Origin of the sequence: Lysinibacillus sp. NPDC058147 (assembly GCF_042884205.1) — a bacterium.
Taxonomy (GTDB): domain Bacteria; phylum Bacillota; class Bacilli; order Bacillales_A; family Planococcaceae; genus Lysinibacillus.
Genome location: NZ_JBHVUJ010000001.1, coordinates 899,075 through 915,017, shown reverse-complemented (window position 1 = coordinate 915,017; position 15,943 = coordinate 899,075). Strand labels below are relative to the sequence as shown.

The following is a 15,943-nucleotide window of genomic DNA, read 5'->3' as shown; positions in this document are numbered from 1 at the left end:
ATTTTATATGGATAATAATAGGAGGAATTTGTTTTGTGGAAAGACTTTAAAGAATTTGCTATGAAAGGTAATATTGTCGATCTAGCAGTAGCAGTAGTAATTGGCGGTGCTTTCGGTAAAATTGTTACCTCTTTAGTTGAAAATATCATTATGCCATTAGTCGGTGTCTTAACTGGTGGTATTGATTTAACAAAAAGCTTTATGTATGGCTCAGGCGAGGCTCAAGTAAAATTAGGCGTATTTTTACAGTCAATTCTTGACTTTTTTATTATCGCATTTGCAATTTTCATGGCATTACGAATTATGACTAAGCTAACTAGTAAAAAAGAAGAGGCTGCTGTGGAAGAACCAACACCAGAATTGGATGCTAAAGAAGAACTTCTAAAAGAAATACGAGATTTATTAAAGAAAGAACAAGCTTAAATTAAAGTTAAAAAGAGAATCTGCTAATTATCTCGACTTATACGAGGTAATAGGCAGATTCTTTTAGTTTAAGGACGTAAACTCCATGGTTCAAAAACGCCTACATGTTTTTCTGGTATTTCTTGTTCTATTGCATCTATTATTCCTTGTGCAATTTCACTATTTGTTAGCCATCTTGAAGAGTTGTTGTCTTCTAGTATAAATTCCAGTTTCACCACTCTATAAGTTATATTAAAAGGGAAATAACTTTTTGTACGGTCATTAATTAAGTAAGAGCTACTTCCTTTTATATGGTATAAAACTACACTTTTAGAGTTAGGAATTACTTGCAAAAACGACTTCCAAACTCTTGTATCAGAACCATGAATCCAAGCAATAATATAATCAAACGGCCCTTGTATTTCTTGAGACTCTATTAACTTTAAAGCTATTGTAATTCGTATAATCAACCAATAAAGGCGTCAAATTTGAAGCATTTTTAGCTTCGTTTATCAATTTTTGCATTTTCTTTTGTTGTCTCCTGATAACGGTTACATGATTACCTTCCTTTATAAGCCACACAGAAACATCCTTTAGCATTCCTGTTCCACCTATCACTAACCAATGTTTCATTTACTTTTCTTTCCCTACTATTCCTAGATGATTTGATATAAATAATCTAGCTAATTTTCTGAAATTATCTTGTTCTTCTTTAGTATACATGTTAAATTGGTAACAATTATTGAGAATATGGGGAAAAGAAGGTTTAATAGCCCCCCTTTTTATTATGATGAAGAAAAGAGTGACGACATGACAAACAGCAGAAGTATTGAAACAAAACTTGTACAACTTGGTAATTTAAGTGATCCTAGAACTGGCGCTGTCAGCCCACCTATCCATTTATCGACAGCTTACAAACATACAGGTATCGGTGAATCCACTGGTTTTGATTATACACGTACAAAAAATCCAACTCGTGCTCTATTAGAAGCAGGAATTGCCGATTTAGAGGGCGGAGATGCAGGCTTTGCCTGTAGTTCTGGGATGGCAGCCATTCAACTAGTTCTATCATTGTTTAAGCCTGGTGATGAATTAGTGGTACCTGATGATTTATATGGTGGTACATATCGACTTTTTAATTTCTTTGAAGAAACATACAATATTAAGCCTGTCTACTCAAAATTTGAATCAGTTGAACAAGTAGAAGCATTAATCAACGACAATACGCGCGCACTATTCATTGAAACGCCAACAAATCCGCTTATGCAGGAATTTGATTTGCAAGTATATGCACAATTAGCTCACAAGCATGGGGCTTGGTTAATTGTCGATAATACGTTTTATACACCATATTTCCAACGTCCAATCGAGTTAGGTGCAGACATTGTCATTCATTCGGCTACTAAATATATTGGTGGACATAATGATGTGTTAGCTGGTTTAGTTGTCGCAAAAGGTGCTGAATTAGCAGAACGTATTGGCTTTATTCATAATGGTAGCGGTATGGTATTAGGTGCGATGGATTCCTGGTTACTTATTCGTGGATTAAAAACAATGCATCTTCGATTAAAGCAGCACGATGCGAACGCCAAAGCAATTGCCGCATATTTAGAGGAAGAAGAGCTTGTAACTGACGTGCTATACACAGGAAAAGGTGGCATGCTTTCATTCCGCTTAGAAAAAGCTGAGTGGATTGACCCATTCCTTCGAAATTTGAAGCTAATTATTTTTGCTGAAAGCCTTGGTGGGGTTGAAAGCTTTATTACGTATCCTGCTACTCAAACACATGCAGATATGCCGTATGAGGAGCGTATTGAACGTGGAGTATGTGACCGATTACTGCGCTTCTCTGTTGGGGTTGAGGAGGCTGAAGATTTAATTGCAGATTTAAAACAAGTATTCAATATACTTAGAAAAGAGGTTAAAAATGAAGCAGCATATTGAAACAAGCTTAATTCACGCAGGTGTACGTGATGGCTTTGAAAATAAAAAAGGTGCAGTCAACGTTCCTATGTATTTATCATCTACTTTCCATCAGGAGAGTATCGATGAATTTGGCGAATATGATTATGCACGTTCTGGCAACCCTACGCGTGATGCATTAGAAAAAGCAGTAGCAGAGCTTGAAGGCGGAGTACGAGCCCATGCATTTTCTTCTGGGATTGCTGCTGTATCTGCGGCATTAATGCTACTATCTCAAGGGGACCATATTGTCATTACGGAAGATGTTTATGGTGGAACATACCGCTTCATCTCCAAGGTTTTACCACGCTTCGGTATTTCCCATACTTTCGTTGATTTCACAGATTTAGCAGCGGTAGAAGCAGCTATTACACCAGCTACAAAGCTACTTTATATGGAAACACCGTCAAATCCAACACTTGGCATTACAGATATTCGTGGTGTAGTAGCACTTGCCAAGCATCATGATTGCTTAACGTTTTTAGACAATACTTTTATGACACCTTTATACCAACGTCCACTTGAGCTAGGCGTCGATGTTGTTATTCATAGTGCTACAAAGTTTTTATCTGGGCATTCCGATATTATCGCAGGTTTGACAGTAACAGCTGACGAAAAGCTTGGTCAGGATCTGTACTTTATCCAAAATTCATTCGGTAATATATTAGGTGTACAAGACTGCTTTACTCTATTGCAAAATATAAAAACAACAGATGTGCGTTTTACTCGTTCTGCTGAATCGGCACAAAAGATTGCAGAGTTTTTAGCTGCAAATTCCCTTGTCGAGCAAGTTTACTACCCGGGGCTTGCAACACATCCTGGTTATGAGATTCATCATAGTCAGTCCACAAGTGCAGGAGCAGTACTATCCTTCCGCCTATCAAGCTATGAAGCTGCAAAAGCGCTAGTAGAGGCAATGAAAATTCCAGTTTTCGCTGTCTCTCTTGGTGGAGTTGAATCAATTTTATCCTACCCTGCTAAAATGAGTCATGCAGCAATGGAGCCTGAGGAGCGTGAAAAACGTGGTATTACTGATGGACTATTACGATTTTCAGTAGGACTAGAGCATGTTGACGATCTGATTGCCGATTTCGCTCAGGCATTAGAAGTAATTGCCGCAAAGGCTATATAAACAACAAAACAACCGCGTTTTCGATTTACGAAAAACGCGGTTTTGTTCATTAAATGTACCTTCTAAATGTTTATGCTTAACAATCAGTTGTTCACACGAGCTAACACTCTATATAAATAATCTCCATGTCCCTTTGCCAAAGTTACTTCTTGTTCATCTTTTATCCAGTAAAATGAAAATTCAAATCCTGTCTCATTTACACCTGTCGGACAATGCTTCCATGAATCTCGTTGTTCATTTGTCGTTAAATGATAAAAATAGCGTTTTTGTAATAGTCCTGAATGATGATTAAAATAATCCTGAGCAATTAACCCCTTTACTTCTAAACAGGATAAACCTGTCTCCTCAAACATCTCCCGTGTTACTGCCTCTAGCGGTGTTTCCCCTTCCTCTACCGTGCCTTTAGGAATTTGAATCCCTGCTCCTTCTGTATTTTGCTCAAATACTAGCACTTGTAACTGACCATCATGCTCCCTCGTAATATAACCAAATGCCTTTTCAACAACTTGCATGAAGTCATCCCCCTTCGCGCGATTTATTGTTACAATAAATAGAAAAATTGGAACTATAGGTGAAAAGTATTTGATATCAATTATACGACATTTGCAAAATTATGACATCATTTTTGTGCAAGAACTTGCCAAAAAGAGCTAGCTGATTGGAGTGAAGACTGGGCGACTTCTCGGAGATTAGCATCACAAATGGGACCCTCCAGCGAAGCGATTAGAGGAGCGAAGTGCTTCAAGAAATTGGAGGAGTTTGATGAGTTATTTGATGGTCATTTATTGAAAACAGTTAAACTTAGCTTAAAAATAACTACTTAGTGTAACGAAGCTATAACTCACTCCGTTTCACATTTTATATGTAATCTATGAAAGATTGATTTGCTCGGATTGGATGACTAGTGCTGTTAACCCTGAACTACTCCCAGATTCATGTGCTTCTCCTGTTTGCCAAAGAACACCTTCTCCAGTTTTTATAAATACTTTCTCTCGATCCTCACTGCAAACCCATCCATCACCCTGAATCACAATAAATAACTGTGGTACAGGCGCCTCATGCATCCCAACAACACCACCAGGCTCTATATAAATGAAGCCGATATTTGTAGGCTCCACTGTTTTCATGATTTTCGTATAAAAAGCATCTATCGATTGATAATTATTAATTTGATTGGCCAATTCTTGTGTGAAATTATATTTTATCATGTCAGCATCCCCTTCAAATTTTTTCAACCATCCTGTACATTAGAACATCGTCTATATATTCATTGTCATGTAGTTTAATTTCATTGATTTTTCTTCCTTCTTCAATAAACCCCATTTTTTTACAAAGCGTGATAGCCCTTTCGTTTGTTGAAAATACGCCAAGATTAATCTTTTCAATATAAGGGTTGCGCTCTGCCCATTCTAGTAGCTTTTGAAATTCATCTATGTAGTGATTAAATAAGTTTCTTCTGCTAAAACTTCTTTCTGAATTTCCAATAAGGCTTGAGCATCTTCTTCACTGGCAACTCTTATTTTGATTTTTTGCGTCAAAATCTTTACTCCTTTCAAATATTCATAAGGTTTCTATTGTCGACATGCTGAAGCCTCTCAGTTTTTAATTATTGATTTCTAGTCAAATATCTTTGGAAATATTTTAAATCCTTCGCTAAAAAATCATTTGATAACCAAGAATTTTTTGTCATAATATCTTCAACAAAATTAGAAAGAGAAGTTTTATCTAACTGACTAAAATGATTTGGAATCAATGTATTTTTGATTGTTTCTTGCCAGTCATTATAATTCTCAATTTTCTTTTGTACAAGATGTGATTGATTTGTATAAATTGATTTAACTAGTTGGTTATATTCCTTGAATGCTTCAAGAAGCGCGTCTTGATCCTGTTTTTCAGTAGCTGCTAATATTTTATCTTTAAAGCTCTGCCATTTTTCAGGGAAGGCTTCTTTCACAAGGTCATCTATATGAATATAATCATCAGGTGCATGTACTAAAGGACCCTTTTCGATCGCATAATTTACTGTGCCATCGTCATTTTTCACACCATTGACGGCAAATTTTGCAATCGTTGTCATGGCATCCATATAATCTTTTGCCTGTTGCCCTGATAAATAGTTATCTGCAATATATTGGGCTTTTTCTAAACCAAGTGAAATCATAGCTTGACGTTGTTCTTCAGTCATGTTGCCAACATCATGCACTAAAAAGTTTTGAGAAATTGTTGTGTATGTAGCATCAAATACTTGCTGGCTCGCTCCCTTCAAACTATTTACAAGCTTTTCATTTGTTTGAATATGTGGAATAATTAAAGCAAGAACATTATGTTCAATCTCTTCGTCAAATCGCGCCTGCTGTTCCGCACGAATAGCTTGTTGCTCCTCACTTTCAACAAAATTTAATTTCCCACCATCCTTAAAAATTGAAGCTATTTTTTGAGCTATTTCATCTGGTACATCTTGTAATTGAATTTTATTATCGAATAATTTTCGTGCTTCCGCTCCGATTGTTACAGCATCCTGTTCTTTTTTTACTGTTTGAAAATTTTCCCCCTTAGTTTGAACATTCGTCGATTGAAGAAAATTTACCGTATTAGTATTAGTTGTTATCTTCATAATAAAAATGTCTCCCCCTTTATTTGTGTTAAAGACTATATCGGATAAATTACAAATAATTGAAGATAAAATAATAATTGGTCATTTCATATTTCTAAAAAAATAAAAAAACCCAGAATATTTTCTGGGCTTGATGACACTTACTTTTCTAGCTGATTAAAACTGACGGGCTTTTGCTTCACTTCTCAAGATACGGTTATGAAGGGTAATCTCCGTTTCACCATTTACTTGAGATTTTGAGCGCTTAATCCTTGACCAGTTGCGGTGGATTTTTTGAGATTTTGGGTCTAAATTTTCAAACCTACTCATTTGCCATCCTCCTCATCAATATAGATTTCATAAGTGAAACCTTTTTTAGTATGACCTTGCAATAAAAATTTATTCAGTTTTCTATATTCATTAACCCCACACTTCTTGCAATGTACTTCTAAATAACGCATCTAATTTTTGTGTAGGGTCATCGACATTAACATGAAGATTTTTGCAATATGTCTCAATATGTTTTATTTCTTTATCTAAATACTCATTAATGCTTTCAATTCGCGGCTCCATATTTAGTTCATCACCAGCCATCTTTCTCTGCAAAAGTTGCTGAATTTCCGTTTTTAAAGGGCCCTCAGAAATGATTTCATTTAACAATTCCTGAAAATCAATTGGTGGAACCGTATTGTTTTTTTCGATCCATTTACATGCTAAAATTGGTCTGAGGACATAGAAATATTTTTTTATTTTTACTTCTGTGCCCTGTAAATACTCACGATAATTGTTTTTTGCCATATTTAAATAGTGATATAAGCTTGCATTTGGATAAAATACTTCTCTTTCTAAAGATCGTACATTGTCAATAAATGAATATTGTTGGTCATAAATAATATTACTTCGTAACCATTCTAAAAGAGGTGGATTGCTTTTACGAAATAACCTTAATGCTTTTGTTATTTCCCAACCACTAATATCCAACAAATCATTGATAGGCACTTCAATTACATCCCTCTTTGCCCCAATCCCTTGAGGGTCGATTGAAAGATACCATTGAGGTTGATGAATATATATGAAACGAACATCATAATCACTATCCTTAGAAGGAAATCCCCAAGCACGACTACCCGATTCTACTGCATATAAAATTTTTACTTGATACTCATTTTCAATTTCTTTTAATTTACTTAGTATGATTTCCTTCATATAAATACCACTTTCCAAATTTAGTTTTATCAATTATGCCTCGGCATAATTGCACCCGAAATCGGCTTTGTGCTTAGGCCTGCAAATGTTTATTGCGCGAAAGCGAAGCGACAGCAACAAAGCACCGATGCAGGTCAGTTAGCGGTTATCGCATGGATGCGATGATCTTAGGCTAACATCATCATATATTGACCTCCTTGCCGATTTCTTGACATCCGCCGGAGGCTTTAGGCCAATACGATGTTGGTCACTCAGTCGTTGCCACAGGACGTGGCGCTCTTAGACTGAGTTCCATTATTTCAGCGGATGCTTTCGGTACAAAAAACAATGCTGAAAGAAGTTAAAACATTTGCCCTACATCAACTATGCCTGTATTATCACAAACTCTAAGTTGGTTTCGACCGCTGTCCTTTGCAATATAAAGTGCTTGATCCGCCTTGTCAAGCAGCTCGTAAAATGTTGAAATATTTTCAGAATGACCGTATCCTGCAATGCCAATACTCACTGTCACATTGATCTCAAAATCATCCACAATATAAGAATTATCTTCAACATGTTGCCGAACTCTTTCCGCAATTTTCACTGCACTCTCTAGAGTAGTATTTGGGGATAAAATGACAAACTCCTCTCCCCCATACCTTGTAACAATGTCGATTCTTCGCACAGAATTTGTAATGATGTTTGCGACGTGCTTTAGTACTTCATCACCAATTAAATGTCCATATGAATCATTGACCTTTTTGAAAAAATCAATGTCAATCGCTATACATGAACAATGGTTTTGTTCTACTAAACATTTCTGAAAAACAAGCTCCCCCTGCTCAATTAAATAACGACGATTATACAGCTTCGTCAACTGACAGGTAATCGATAATTCTTTCAGTAAAATAGTATCTTTTCTCACCTTGTCGTTCATTTCATTGAAGGAAGCGCAAAGCTCCTGAAATTCTTGTGCATATGGAGTCAACTGATGGTCATTTATTTGATATTCATAAAAACCTTGTTCTACCTTCCTAACACCTGTAAGAAGCTGCTGGATAGGTTCTTCAATTTTTTTTGAAAGATGTAACATCATTTTAATCATAAAAAATGACCCTACTACTAAACAAAGGGTTATCCATAAAAATCTATTGATTAATGGTTTGTAGGCCTCAAACAGACCAATTTCAGATATGATAAACCATTTCCCTCCATTTATAGGCTTGCTTTTAGCAAGAACCCACTTATTATTCGCGTCTTTATAAAGGTCGAGCCCGCTTGTTTTATTTTTTAACGCTGCGTTTAGGATATGCTTATCAACTAAATAATTTCCAGAAGAAGACAGTTGTTGTTTATTGTTAAATTCCGAGAGCATAGTACCTTCTTGATCTATAATATAAGCATGACCTAAAAAGCCCACTCTCGATTCTTGTAGCAGTTGATCGATGGTCTCTAAATTTACTGTTCCAAAAACTACACCATTGAACTGTTGCTGTGCATTAAGAATCGGTGAAGCAAATGCAATAATAGGCTGCTTTGTAACTTTACTTATTAAAATATCTGTAATATATGGTTGTTTCGTTTTTTTAGCAACTTGAAAGTACTTACGATCATTTACATCCATACTTACACCATTTTTACTGTGTTCAGTAACTGTATCAACTTGCACGATACCCTCTTTATTGACGAATATTAAGTCTGTGAAATTTGTTTTTTCTTTATATTCTTGAAAAAAAACTTGCGATTTTTCAAAATTATAGTCTTTTATAAAATCTAAATTAGCTATTGTATGTATATCACTGGATCGTTCTGATAACCAGCTTTCAAAAAAATATGTTTGAGCATCCAAATAATGTGCCATCTCTTCATTTTGATGTTGAATGGTTTGTCGATATTCAATATAAAGCGTTGGAATAAAAATACATAGGCCAATAATAAACGTAATCCATACAAGCGTTCGATGAAGCTGACCTTTTATTGTGTTTGGCTGTGGAATCATTTTTAAAACCCTCAAAGCATTTACCTCCAAATTAATCTAAATATTTCCTTAAAATGGGCAATAAATAGTATTTTACTCATTAAAAATACCACAACCGAGTGATTGTGGCAGTGAGAAATTTAACTTCTTTCAGCAAATTGTACTGAAGTGAAACGTCCGCTGAAAGAAGTTAAAGCCTCCGGCGGATGTCACGAAAATCGGAAAGGAGTTCTTTGTGCAAGCACAAAGCCGATTCCGGACGCAATTATGCCGAGGCATAATTGATTAGTTGATAAAATTTATTGCATTAAAATTTGGAGAATTGTAATAAATACGGCCGCAACAATGGGCACTACTTTCAAAGAGGTGTAGCCAACTGAAGATGTGCATATTGACTCTAATGGATCCTTTGTTGGTGAAGCTAAATATTGAAGAAAACGTTGCCAGCGACTTTTCTTGTAGGTTATCAGTTGCTGGGGGATCTCCACTTTATCGTTATCTAAGCTGTCTTTTAACCATTGTTCCTTTTGAAATTCATCCTTAAGCATCGAAATCCTCCTTTAGCTCTTCCTTTAAAGTCCTTATCGCATTATGTAGCCTCGATTTAACGGTACCAAGGGGAATGGACAAAATTTGTGCAATTTCCTCCTGTGGCAAATCATGATAATAAACAAGCAAAATAACTGCTCGTTGCTTTTCGGGTAATTGAAGTATCGCCTCTTGTATCGTCAATTTCTCGTCAGCAGACATTCGATGGCTTGACGTCGGTACTAAAAACGGGAAGAGCGTGCGCCATTTTTTACGCCGATTCAATTTATTAATCATTAAGCGATAAGCGATTTGAAATAAAAACGCCTTAACCGTTCCCTTTTGCTGGTCAAAATCTTCTTTTATATATTGTAAACGCTCAAAGGTATCTTGCACAATATCAATGCTTAGCTGATCTTCTCGAGTATAGCGAAATAAAAAGCAGTACAATGGCTCATACAAACGACTATAGAGCTGTTCAAAGCCCTCGACATCACCGTTTTTATAGGCCTCCATCCACTCCTCATTACTCATCATCCAGCTCATCCCCCCAATGAGCCTTAATGGACTTCAATGTCATGGACACACGTGAAACTAAGTATGCGACTGTTACAATGACCCATACTTGCGATTGGTTTGTAAAAAACTGCACATATGGATTTTCGATTGTTTGTCCCTTAGACACGAGCATATTTAATGCCTGCACACAAAATATCGTATAAATAGCTAAGACAAGCGTTAATGTATCAAACACATTCCAGCGTAAATAAACCGTTGATTTTTTATAGTTAATTTTCCCATTCTCACGTACAATATATTTTCGCTCCATGGAAATAGCAATCACTATGATTACTACCATCATGATGCCACCAATAATAAGAGACACAATCCATCCAATTCCCATTAGATCACCTACTGTTATATACTTTTTTTGCGATAGTTGCTAGCATCAGGCTAAGAACTGTTAAAATCATAAAATACTGATATTGTGGAAGCCATGTTTCGTCCATTAAATTTAAAGACACTTGTAAGCTGTCAAATAAATATAGCATCGGATTCCAAATTAAAAAAACAAAATAATCTTGGGGGTTTTTTTTCGCTAATGTTAAAAACATCGTTGACATTTGTATTGAAAACATAAATATCAACATAATCGGTTGCAACATACTTGTTGCCACTCTTTCATTTTTAAATAGACCAGCCAATATAAAACTCAATGGATATAATGCCAGTAACACAAAGTTACTCATTAAAATAATTAGCAAAAATGAAGATAATGAAATATCAATAATAAAAGAGTAGCCAAAGAGTAGTAACACTAAGAATAGATTTAATAAAGTAAAAACACCGACTCCCATTCCTATAAAGTAAGTGTGAGGCTTAATGCCTGTACGTTGCACCCATTGAAGGGTTTTATTGGCTTTCATATCTGTTAAATAGATTGTAGCACTAGAAAAACAAAAGAAGAAGATTAGCATTATTATAGAAATCGGTAAAAACTGACCTTTAATCAAAAAATTAAATGATTCTTCAGTCATTGCGCTTTTAGCAAAAAATGATATACCCAAAAAGATATAAGCTGGTAGCAAATTTCCAATAGCCATCCCTAGGCTACGAACATTTTCTAACATATACATGCGTGCAATTTGTTTAATCATCCCGCTTTTCCTCCTAAAATTTGTCCTGTCACTTCATAGTAGAGACCTTCGATTCCTGGTAATTTCGCATCTGTGTATTTTTTATAGAGTTCATCCTGTGTGCTATTTTCAATAAGCTTCCCGTCTTTTAAGATCACTACATAATCAAATAACGGTTCTAACCCTGCCACCTCATGACTAATAATGATGATCATTTTATTACGTTGACGAATTTCTTGCTGTAAGTAAAACATCAATTGCTTTTTCTTTGTTAAATCTAAATCAGCAAATGGCTCATCTAATATGATGATTGGTTTATTTAATAAAAAAGAAAGGAAGATGGATACTGCTTTTCGTTGACCGCCTGATGCATTTTTCAACAAGATGTGGTCATAAGTTGGTAATCCTAATATTTCATAGAGCTCCCCCAAATCATTTTTATTGTTCGTCAATGTAGTAAAAAAAGCCAACACTTCACGAATTTTAAGATGCTGATAACTCGAAAAAAATTGGTACTGCAGCGCAACTTGCTCATGCACATATTGGGATGAATCATTGAATAGAATGGAACCACCATCAGGTTTTACATCTCCAGCTATACATTTTGATAATGTAGATTTACCTGCTCCATTCTGACCTAATATTAAATAACAATAACCCTTTTTAAATGTGGCCGACACACCATCCAAAACGTTCACACCATTATATTTTTTCACAATATCCTTCACAATAAGCTCCAAAATAACACTCCCTTTTTATATGTTCACTGACTATACAAACGGGGATTGCAAATGGTTCATTTTATTTTTAAAAAAATGAAATAAAAATATATGTTTCTATAAAATAATTTTTTATGTAAAATATATAATTATTGTAAATTAAGTAAAAATAAAGGTATTTCAACACAATGAATGGTTAGGCCTAATTTTTTATTGTTTTTACTTTACGATTAATAGAATACTAATTAAGGGAGTTACCGAAGTGAGCGATTTTGAAGAACTTAAGTATTTTTTAGGACCACATTTTGGTCCAGAGATAGACTGGAAGCTAATCGAATACGCTGTTATTGATCATCGACAATTAAGTAAAAAAGTACGATCTAAATTCAAAGAAGAGCTCCTTTATATGAAGCAACTTTTAGAACAAAATCAATATGACAAATTACAACATATTATTGAGAAGCATGATTTAGAAGATACAAAGCTTTACGATATAGAAACAATACAAAGATTTATTGATGAAGTTCTACCTATTATTGAGAAATATGAGTATAAAAAAGGTATCCCTTATGTTCCGTTTAAAGCTTTAAACTATCTGTTTGATAAAATTATAATCCCTACTAAAACATTATTATCTTTTGATTTTATTGCTATAGATATCAAAAGAGAAGGGGACACATTTATACATCATATCTTGCAAGATTTACAATATGTAGAAAAAGCCTTTATGGAGCAAGATGATGCTAAGATTCAATATGTACTACAACTTTCCAGTAAAAAAGGTGTTAATTTTTTAGAATCACAATATCGAGATGAATTTATCCAAGTAGTAACTAACGAATTAAGTTAATAAACAAGTATGTCCTATAAAGAAATTAACTACATATAATAGCCACTATATAACTCGTTCAGCCCCCACAATATATTCGAGCCATAAAGTATAACTTCAATTAATAGTGATTTTTCAACTTATTAATAAGAAATGATATTCGGACTTTTTGCTTTAGTGTAAATGTCAGCTCCGAGCGTTAATGAGGAACGAATATGGCGAGTGCTAATTCTTTCTCTTCTTCCTATTGGACACAGCATGGTTGTTTGTATATACAAAAAGACCTCTCACCAGGGAAAGGTCTTTTTGTTGTTTAAGATTTTATTATTTTCCAAAATTCTGTTCCATAGCTTTTATTATTAAATTCAACAAGTGTTTGTGTTTTCGCAAAGTTCTCGCCAACGTCTATTTTGTTTACCTTATTTTGTAATGGTGAGCCAAATGAAAACTCCATTTGCAAATCAGTAAGGTTAAATAAAATTGAATGTACTGTTCCAAAGCTTTCTTTGTAATTATGGACGGATAACCCTTTAGGGAACTCTGTTAAAAGAAGTTCTTGGATTTCATCAATAGATCTTTTTCCACTTTCCTTAAATTTCGCCTCTAAAATATCATATCTTAATTGAGAATGCTCGAGCTTGCCATGCTCCATTTCTTGTATTGCGGAAAATAGTCCATGATTAGTCGCAATAAGATAATCTAGTTCAGCACTTTTAACTTCTTTTATTCCGTCGTAAGTTCCAATCAAAGCCGCGTCACCAGTTGCATCAGCAATAAGTAAATTCATATTCGTTCCTACTGGCATATTGTTAACCATATATATTGCTTCTTCTACATTTTTACAGTTTTCTAATAGGGCTCTAACAATAACCATAAACTGTAACCCAGGTACTACTGGTGGTCTCATACCAGGATATTTGCCAATGGGCATACCACATGACGCATATGCAACACATAGCCCCTTCTCATTTAAGCCTTCACTTCGACCGAATGTAGAAACAGAAAATCCTGTATGAGTAAATTTCCCTTCGACATCTGTTGTACACAAACGCATATCTGAAATATCAGGTGATAGATCATAATTTCTTAAAACATATGTTTTACCATCTGCCATTTTTCCAGGTAATATAGCCCCTAAACTACATCCCCCAGGAATTAACCATGCATTTTGATAATAATTTAATTGTTCGGGCTCATAGCCAAAGCCTTCAGCAAAGCCTTCTAATTCTTTATTTAAACCTGGACAATATTGCTCAATTTGTGCTTTCATTTCAAAATAAGCGTTGTCAGAGGTTAAATTTTCCTTAAAGAATAGCGATTTCGCAAAAGGGTTTTTTTGATATTCTCGCGCTTGTTGTTGTCCAATCTCGTACGAACTACCTTTAAGAAATGCAAACTGTCCTGTATTTGTTTTCATCGATATACCCCATTCTATATATTACTAGCAAGATATTTCTTACCTTGCTAAATACAGAATAAAGTCTCCATCTACTGGAGAGTTTAGCTAGTTTCTTACTTTCACAAAAACTTTCGTCAAAAAATCATTTGGATGTAGCTCAATATTTGGTTTAATATTAATTGGATTTACGACTTCCGTTGGTATTAACCCCTCTATGTATTGCTCCATAAACATCCCTTCTACCTGAAGTGTTTGCTCAGTAAGCCATTCCTGCAAACGACTATAGCCAAAATGTAGCTCTGAATACGGTCCCTTTAGATTTATACAAGCATACTTGCCTTCTGGTATTACTTTAATATGCTCCCCCTGTTGAGTTCCTTTTACTGGTAACAGCAGTTCGACATCTGCTATATTTTGGTTCCTGTCCTGTTGGTGGAGAATTGCAACAAGCTCACCATCAATCTCAAATTGATACGCATACACTCGTTCAAATAATTTTTGTACTAGCTTATCCATTTCAATAATATGTATCTTTTCACGGATGGCGAGCATCTGTGTTTTTGGTCGTTCTTCTATGTAACAACTTGATAATATTGGCTTTGGATGAAATGTCTCAGTGTTCCAAATAGAATTTTTCACTTGGACAATAGTTTGAATTTGTTCAGCGATTAATTCTTGTTGGCGCTCTAATTCCTGAACTTTTTTATTTAATCTTTTCTCTAAATCTTGTCTATCATTATTTCCGTTAATGATCTGTTCAATTTCTTTTAATGAAAAATGGCAATGTTTTAGAACCTGTATAGTATTCAGCTCTTTCATTTTATCGTAATCATAATACCGATAGCCTGTCACTTGATCTATAAAGGATGGTTCGAGTAACCCTATATCGTTATAATAACGAATGGTTTTTACAGGAACATTGCACAGATTCGAAAACTTTCCAATGCTATACATAATAAAACCTTCTTTTCAAATAATATCGAAATCGATTAACCACTTAGTTATTACTATATCGTAATATAGAAATGTGGTAAATGTTTCAAATTTAATGTTCATTATCATAACATGGCAAACATTTTAACGAGTGCCCTCCCAAGCCCAAAAAGAGTATACTCTGATTTGAGCATACTCTTTTTGTTAAATATTATTTATAAACAGTTCTAATACTTACTGCAATGAATGATTGCACTGTTAGTTGAATTTCCCTTGCTTCCGCGGGTATTTACCTATTTCACTCGACTCATCTTATATAAACTTATTTTTTAAAGCGATTACGTGTGTTGGCATAGACAATTACGAAAATTGTAAGAGCTATAAAGAGAACGAGCCCAATGATAAATAGCCATTCCGTTTTGAATAGGTCGTTCAGTCCCCACAAAAGTAAACAAAAACAGTAGCCATACATTACTTTACCTACAAATTTTGCGAGTGCTTTTTCGTTATATTTTTCTTTTTCACTATCGGACATCGAATTGTAGCCCGCTAGTAAAAATGCACCTTTGCCTTGTGATAAAACAATCGCAAAGATTAGGATCGGAATCATAATGACAAACCAAACAATAGCATCCATAATGCTTAG

The 15,943-nt window shown here is 34.8% G+C and carries 20 protein-coding genes and 1 pseudogene; 4 read left to right on the top strand and 17 right to left on the bottom strand.

The window, feature by feature from the left end:
- The first annotated feature begins 33 nt into the window (after positions 1-33).
- Positions 34-423 carry a large conductance mechanosensitive channel protein MscL gene (gene mscL / locus ACFVT8_RS04365; RefSeq protein WP_387081783.1) on the top strand — a complete coding sequence of 130 codons (390 nt, stop codon included), beginning with the start codon at positions 34-36 and terminating at the stop codon, positions 421-423.
- Positions 424-491: 68 nt separating this feature from the next.
- Here mscL and ACFVT8_RS04360 read toward each other — a convergent pair whose 3' ends face one another.
- Together ACFVT8_RS04360 and ACFVT8_RS04355 are read right to left on the bottom strand one after the other, a co-directional pair.
- A complete protein-coding gene (locus ACFVT8_RS04360) occupies positions 492-755 on the bottom strand; it encodes a Rossmann-fold NAD(P)-binding domain-containing protein (RefSeq protein WP_387081784.1) in 264 nt (87 codons plus the stop codon).
- Between the two features lie 52 nt (positions 756-807).
- Positions 808-1,035, bottom strand: coding sequence for a Rossmann-fold NAD(P)-binding domain-containing protein (locus ACFVT8_RS04355; protein WP_387081785.1), 228 nt, complete (start codon positions 1,033-1,035; stop codon positions 808-810).
- Positions 1,036-1,212: 177 nt separating this feature from the next.
- On the opposite strand from ACFVT8_RS04355, the gene ACFVT8_RS04350 reads away from it, so the two are divergent.
- Both ACFVT8_RS04350 and metC read left to right on the top strand, forming a co-directional pair.
- Positions 1,213-2,346: a methionine biosynthesis PLP-dependent protein gene (locus tag ACFVT8_RS04350; protein WP_387081786.1), complete on the top strand. Its 1,134-nt coding sequence runs from the start codon at positions 1,213-1,215 to the stop codon at positions 2,344-2,346.
- Positions 2,330-3,496: a cystathionine beta-lyase gene (gene metC / locus ACFVT8_RS04345; RefSeq protein ID WP_387081787.1), complete on the top strand. Its 1,167-nt coding sequence runs from the start codon at positions 2,330-2,332 to the stop codon at positions 3,494-3,496. The genes ACFVT8_RS04350 and metC overlap by 17 nt, the downstream gene beginning before the upstream one ends.
- 83 nt (positions 3,497-3,579) lie before the next feature.
- On the opposite strand, the gene ACFVT8_RS04340 is transcribed toward metC, so the two are convergent.
- The 12 genes and pseudogenes from ACFVT8_RS04340 to ACFVT8_RS04285 form a co-directional block, all read right to left on the bottom strand.
- Positions 3,580-4,008: an NUDIX hydrolase gene (locus ACFVT8_RS04340; protein ID WP_387081788.1), complete on the bottom strand. Its 429-nt coding sequence runs from the start codon at positions 4,006-4,008 to the stop codon at positions 3,580-3,582.
- 357 nt (positions 4,009-4,365) lie between these two features.
- Positions 4,366-4,704: a cupin domain-containing protein gene (locus ACFVT8_RS04335; RefSeq protein WP_387081789.1), complete on the bottom strand. Its 339-nt coding sequence runs from the start codon at positions 4,702-4,704 to the stop codon at positions 4,366-4,368.
- Positions 4,705-4,717: 13 nt separating this feature from the next.
- A pseudogene (locus ACFVT8_RS04330) lies at positions 4,718-4,918 on the bottom strand (N-acetyltransferase family protein); the annotation flags it as partial.
- Positions 4,919-5,102: 184 nt separating this feature from the next.
- A complete protein-coding gene (locus ACFVT8_RS04325; protein WP_387081790.1) occupies positions 5,103-6,110 on the bottom strand; it encodes a hypothetical protein in 1,008 nt (335 codons plus the stop codon).
- A gap of 156 nt (positions 6,111-6,266) precedes the next feature.
- Positions 6,267-6,419 (bottom strand): YpzG family protein, encoded by a 153-nt coding sequence (locus ACFVT8_RS04320; protein WP_387081791.1) that lies wholly within the window; start codon positions 6,417-6,419, stop codon positions 6,267-6,269.
- Positions 6,420-6,509: 90 nt separating this feature from the next.
- Positions 6,510-7,295 carry a nucleotidyltransferase domain-containing protein gene (locus tag ACFVT8_RS04315; protein WP_387081792.1) on the bottom strand — a complete coding sequence of 262 codons (786 nt, stop codon included), beginning with the start codon at positions 7,293-7,295 and terminating at the stop codon, positions 6,510-6,512.
- 340 nt (positions 7,296-7,635) lie between these two features.
- Positions 7,636-9,288 carry a sensor domain-containing diguanylate cyclase gene (locus ACFVT8_RS04310; RefSeq protein WP_387081793.1) on the bottom strand — a complete coding sequence of 551 codons (1,653 nt, stop codon included), beginning with the start codon at positions 9,286-9,288 and terminating at the stop codon, positions 7,636-7,638.
- A gap of 263 nt (positions 9,289-9,551) precedes the next feature.
- Entirely contained in the window at positions 9,552-9,800 is a 249-nt protein-coding gene (locus ACFVT8_RS04305; RefSeq protein WP_387081794.1) for a hypothetical protein, read from the bottom strand.
- Positions 9,793-10,326 (bottom strand): RNA polymerase sigma factor, encoded by a 534-nt coding sequence (locus ACFVT8_RS04300; RefSeq protein WP_387081795.1) that lies wholly within the window; start codon positions 10,324-10,326, stop codon positions 9,793-9,795. The genes ACFVT8_RS04305 and ACFVT8_RS04300 overlap by 8 nt, the downstream gene beginning before the upstream one ends.
- Complete coding sequence (locus tag ACFVT8_RS04295; RefSeq protein ID WP_387081796.1) at positions 10,307-10,684, bottom strand: group-specific protein; 378 nt, start codon at positions 10,682-10,684, stop codon at positions 10,307-10,309. The genes ACFVT8_RS04300 and ACFVT8_RS04295 overlap by 20 nt, the downstream gene beginning before the upstream one ends.
- Before the next feature lie 4 nt (positions 10,685-10,688).
- Positions 10,689-11,438, bottom strand: coding sequence for an ABC transporter permease (locus tag ACFVT8_RS04290; protein WP_387081797.1), 750 nt, complete (start codon positions 11,436-11,438; stop codon positions 10,689-10,691).
- On the bottom strand, positions 11,435-12,157 hold the full coding sequence (locus ACFVT8_RS04285) for an ATP-binding cassette domain-containing protein (RefSeq protein ID WP_387081798.1): 723 nt from the start codon (positions 12,155-12,157) through the stop codon (positions 11,435-11,437). The genes ACFVT8_RS04290 and ACFVT8_RS04285 overlap by 4 nt, the downstream gene beginning before the upstream one ends.
- A gap of 241 nt (positions 12,158-12,398) precedes the next feature.
- Between ACFVT8_RS04285 and ACFVT8_RS04280 the strand changes: the two genes are divergently transcribed.
- Positions 12,399-12,986: a hypothetical protein gene (locus tag ACFVT8_RS04280; protein WP_387081799.1), complete on the top strand. Its 588-nt coding sequence runs from the start codon at positions 12,399-12,401 to the stop codon at positions 12,984-12,986.
- Between the two features lie 292 nt (positions 12,987-13,278).
- On the opposite strand, the gene ACFVT8_RS04275 is transcribed toward ACFVT8_RS04280, so the two are convergent.
- The 3 genes from ACFVT8_RS04275 to ACFVT8_RS04265 form a co-directional block, all read right to left on the bottom strand.
- Positions 13,279-14,382 (bottom strand): C45 family autoproteolytic acyltransferase/hydrolase, encoded by a 1,104-nt coding sequence (locus tag ACFVT8_RS04275; protein ID WP_387081800.1) that lies wholly within the window; start codon positions 14,380-14,382, stop codon positions 13,279-13,281.
- Positions 14,383-14,469: 87 nt separating this feature from the next.
- A complete protein-coding gene (locus ACFVT8_RS04270; RefSeq protein ID WP_387081801.1) occupies positions 14,470-15,318 on the bottom strand; it encodes a MerR family transcriptional regulator in 849 nt (282 codons plus the stop codon).
- A gap of 301 nt (positions 15,319-15,619) precedes the next feature.
- Positions 15,620-15,934 carry a DUF3784 domain-containing protein gene (locus ACFVT8_RS04265; protein ID WP_387081802.1) on the bottom strand — a complete coding sequence of 105 codons (315 nt, stop codon included), beginning with the start codon at positions 15,932-15,934 and terminating at the stop codon, positions 15,620-15,622.
- Positions 15,935-15,943 lie beyond the last annotated feature (9 nt).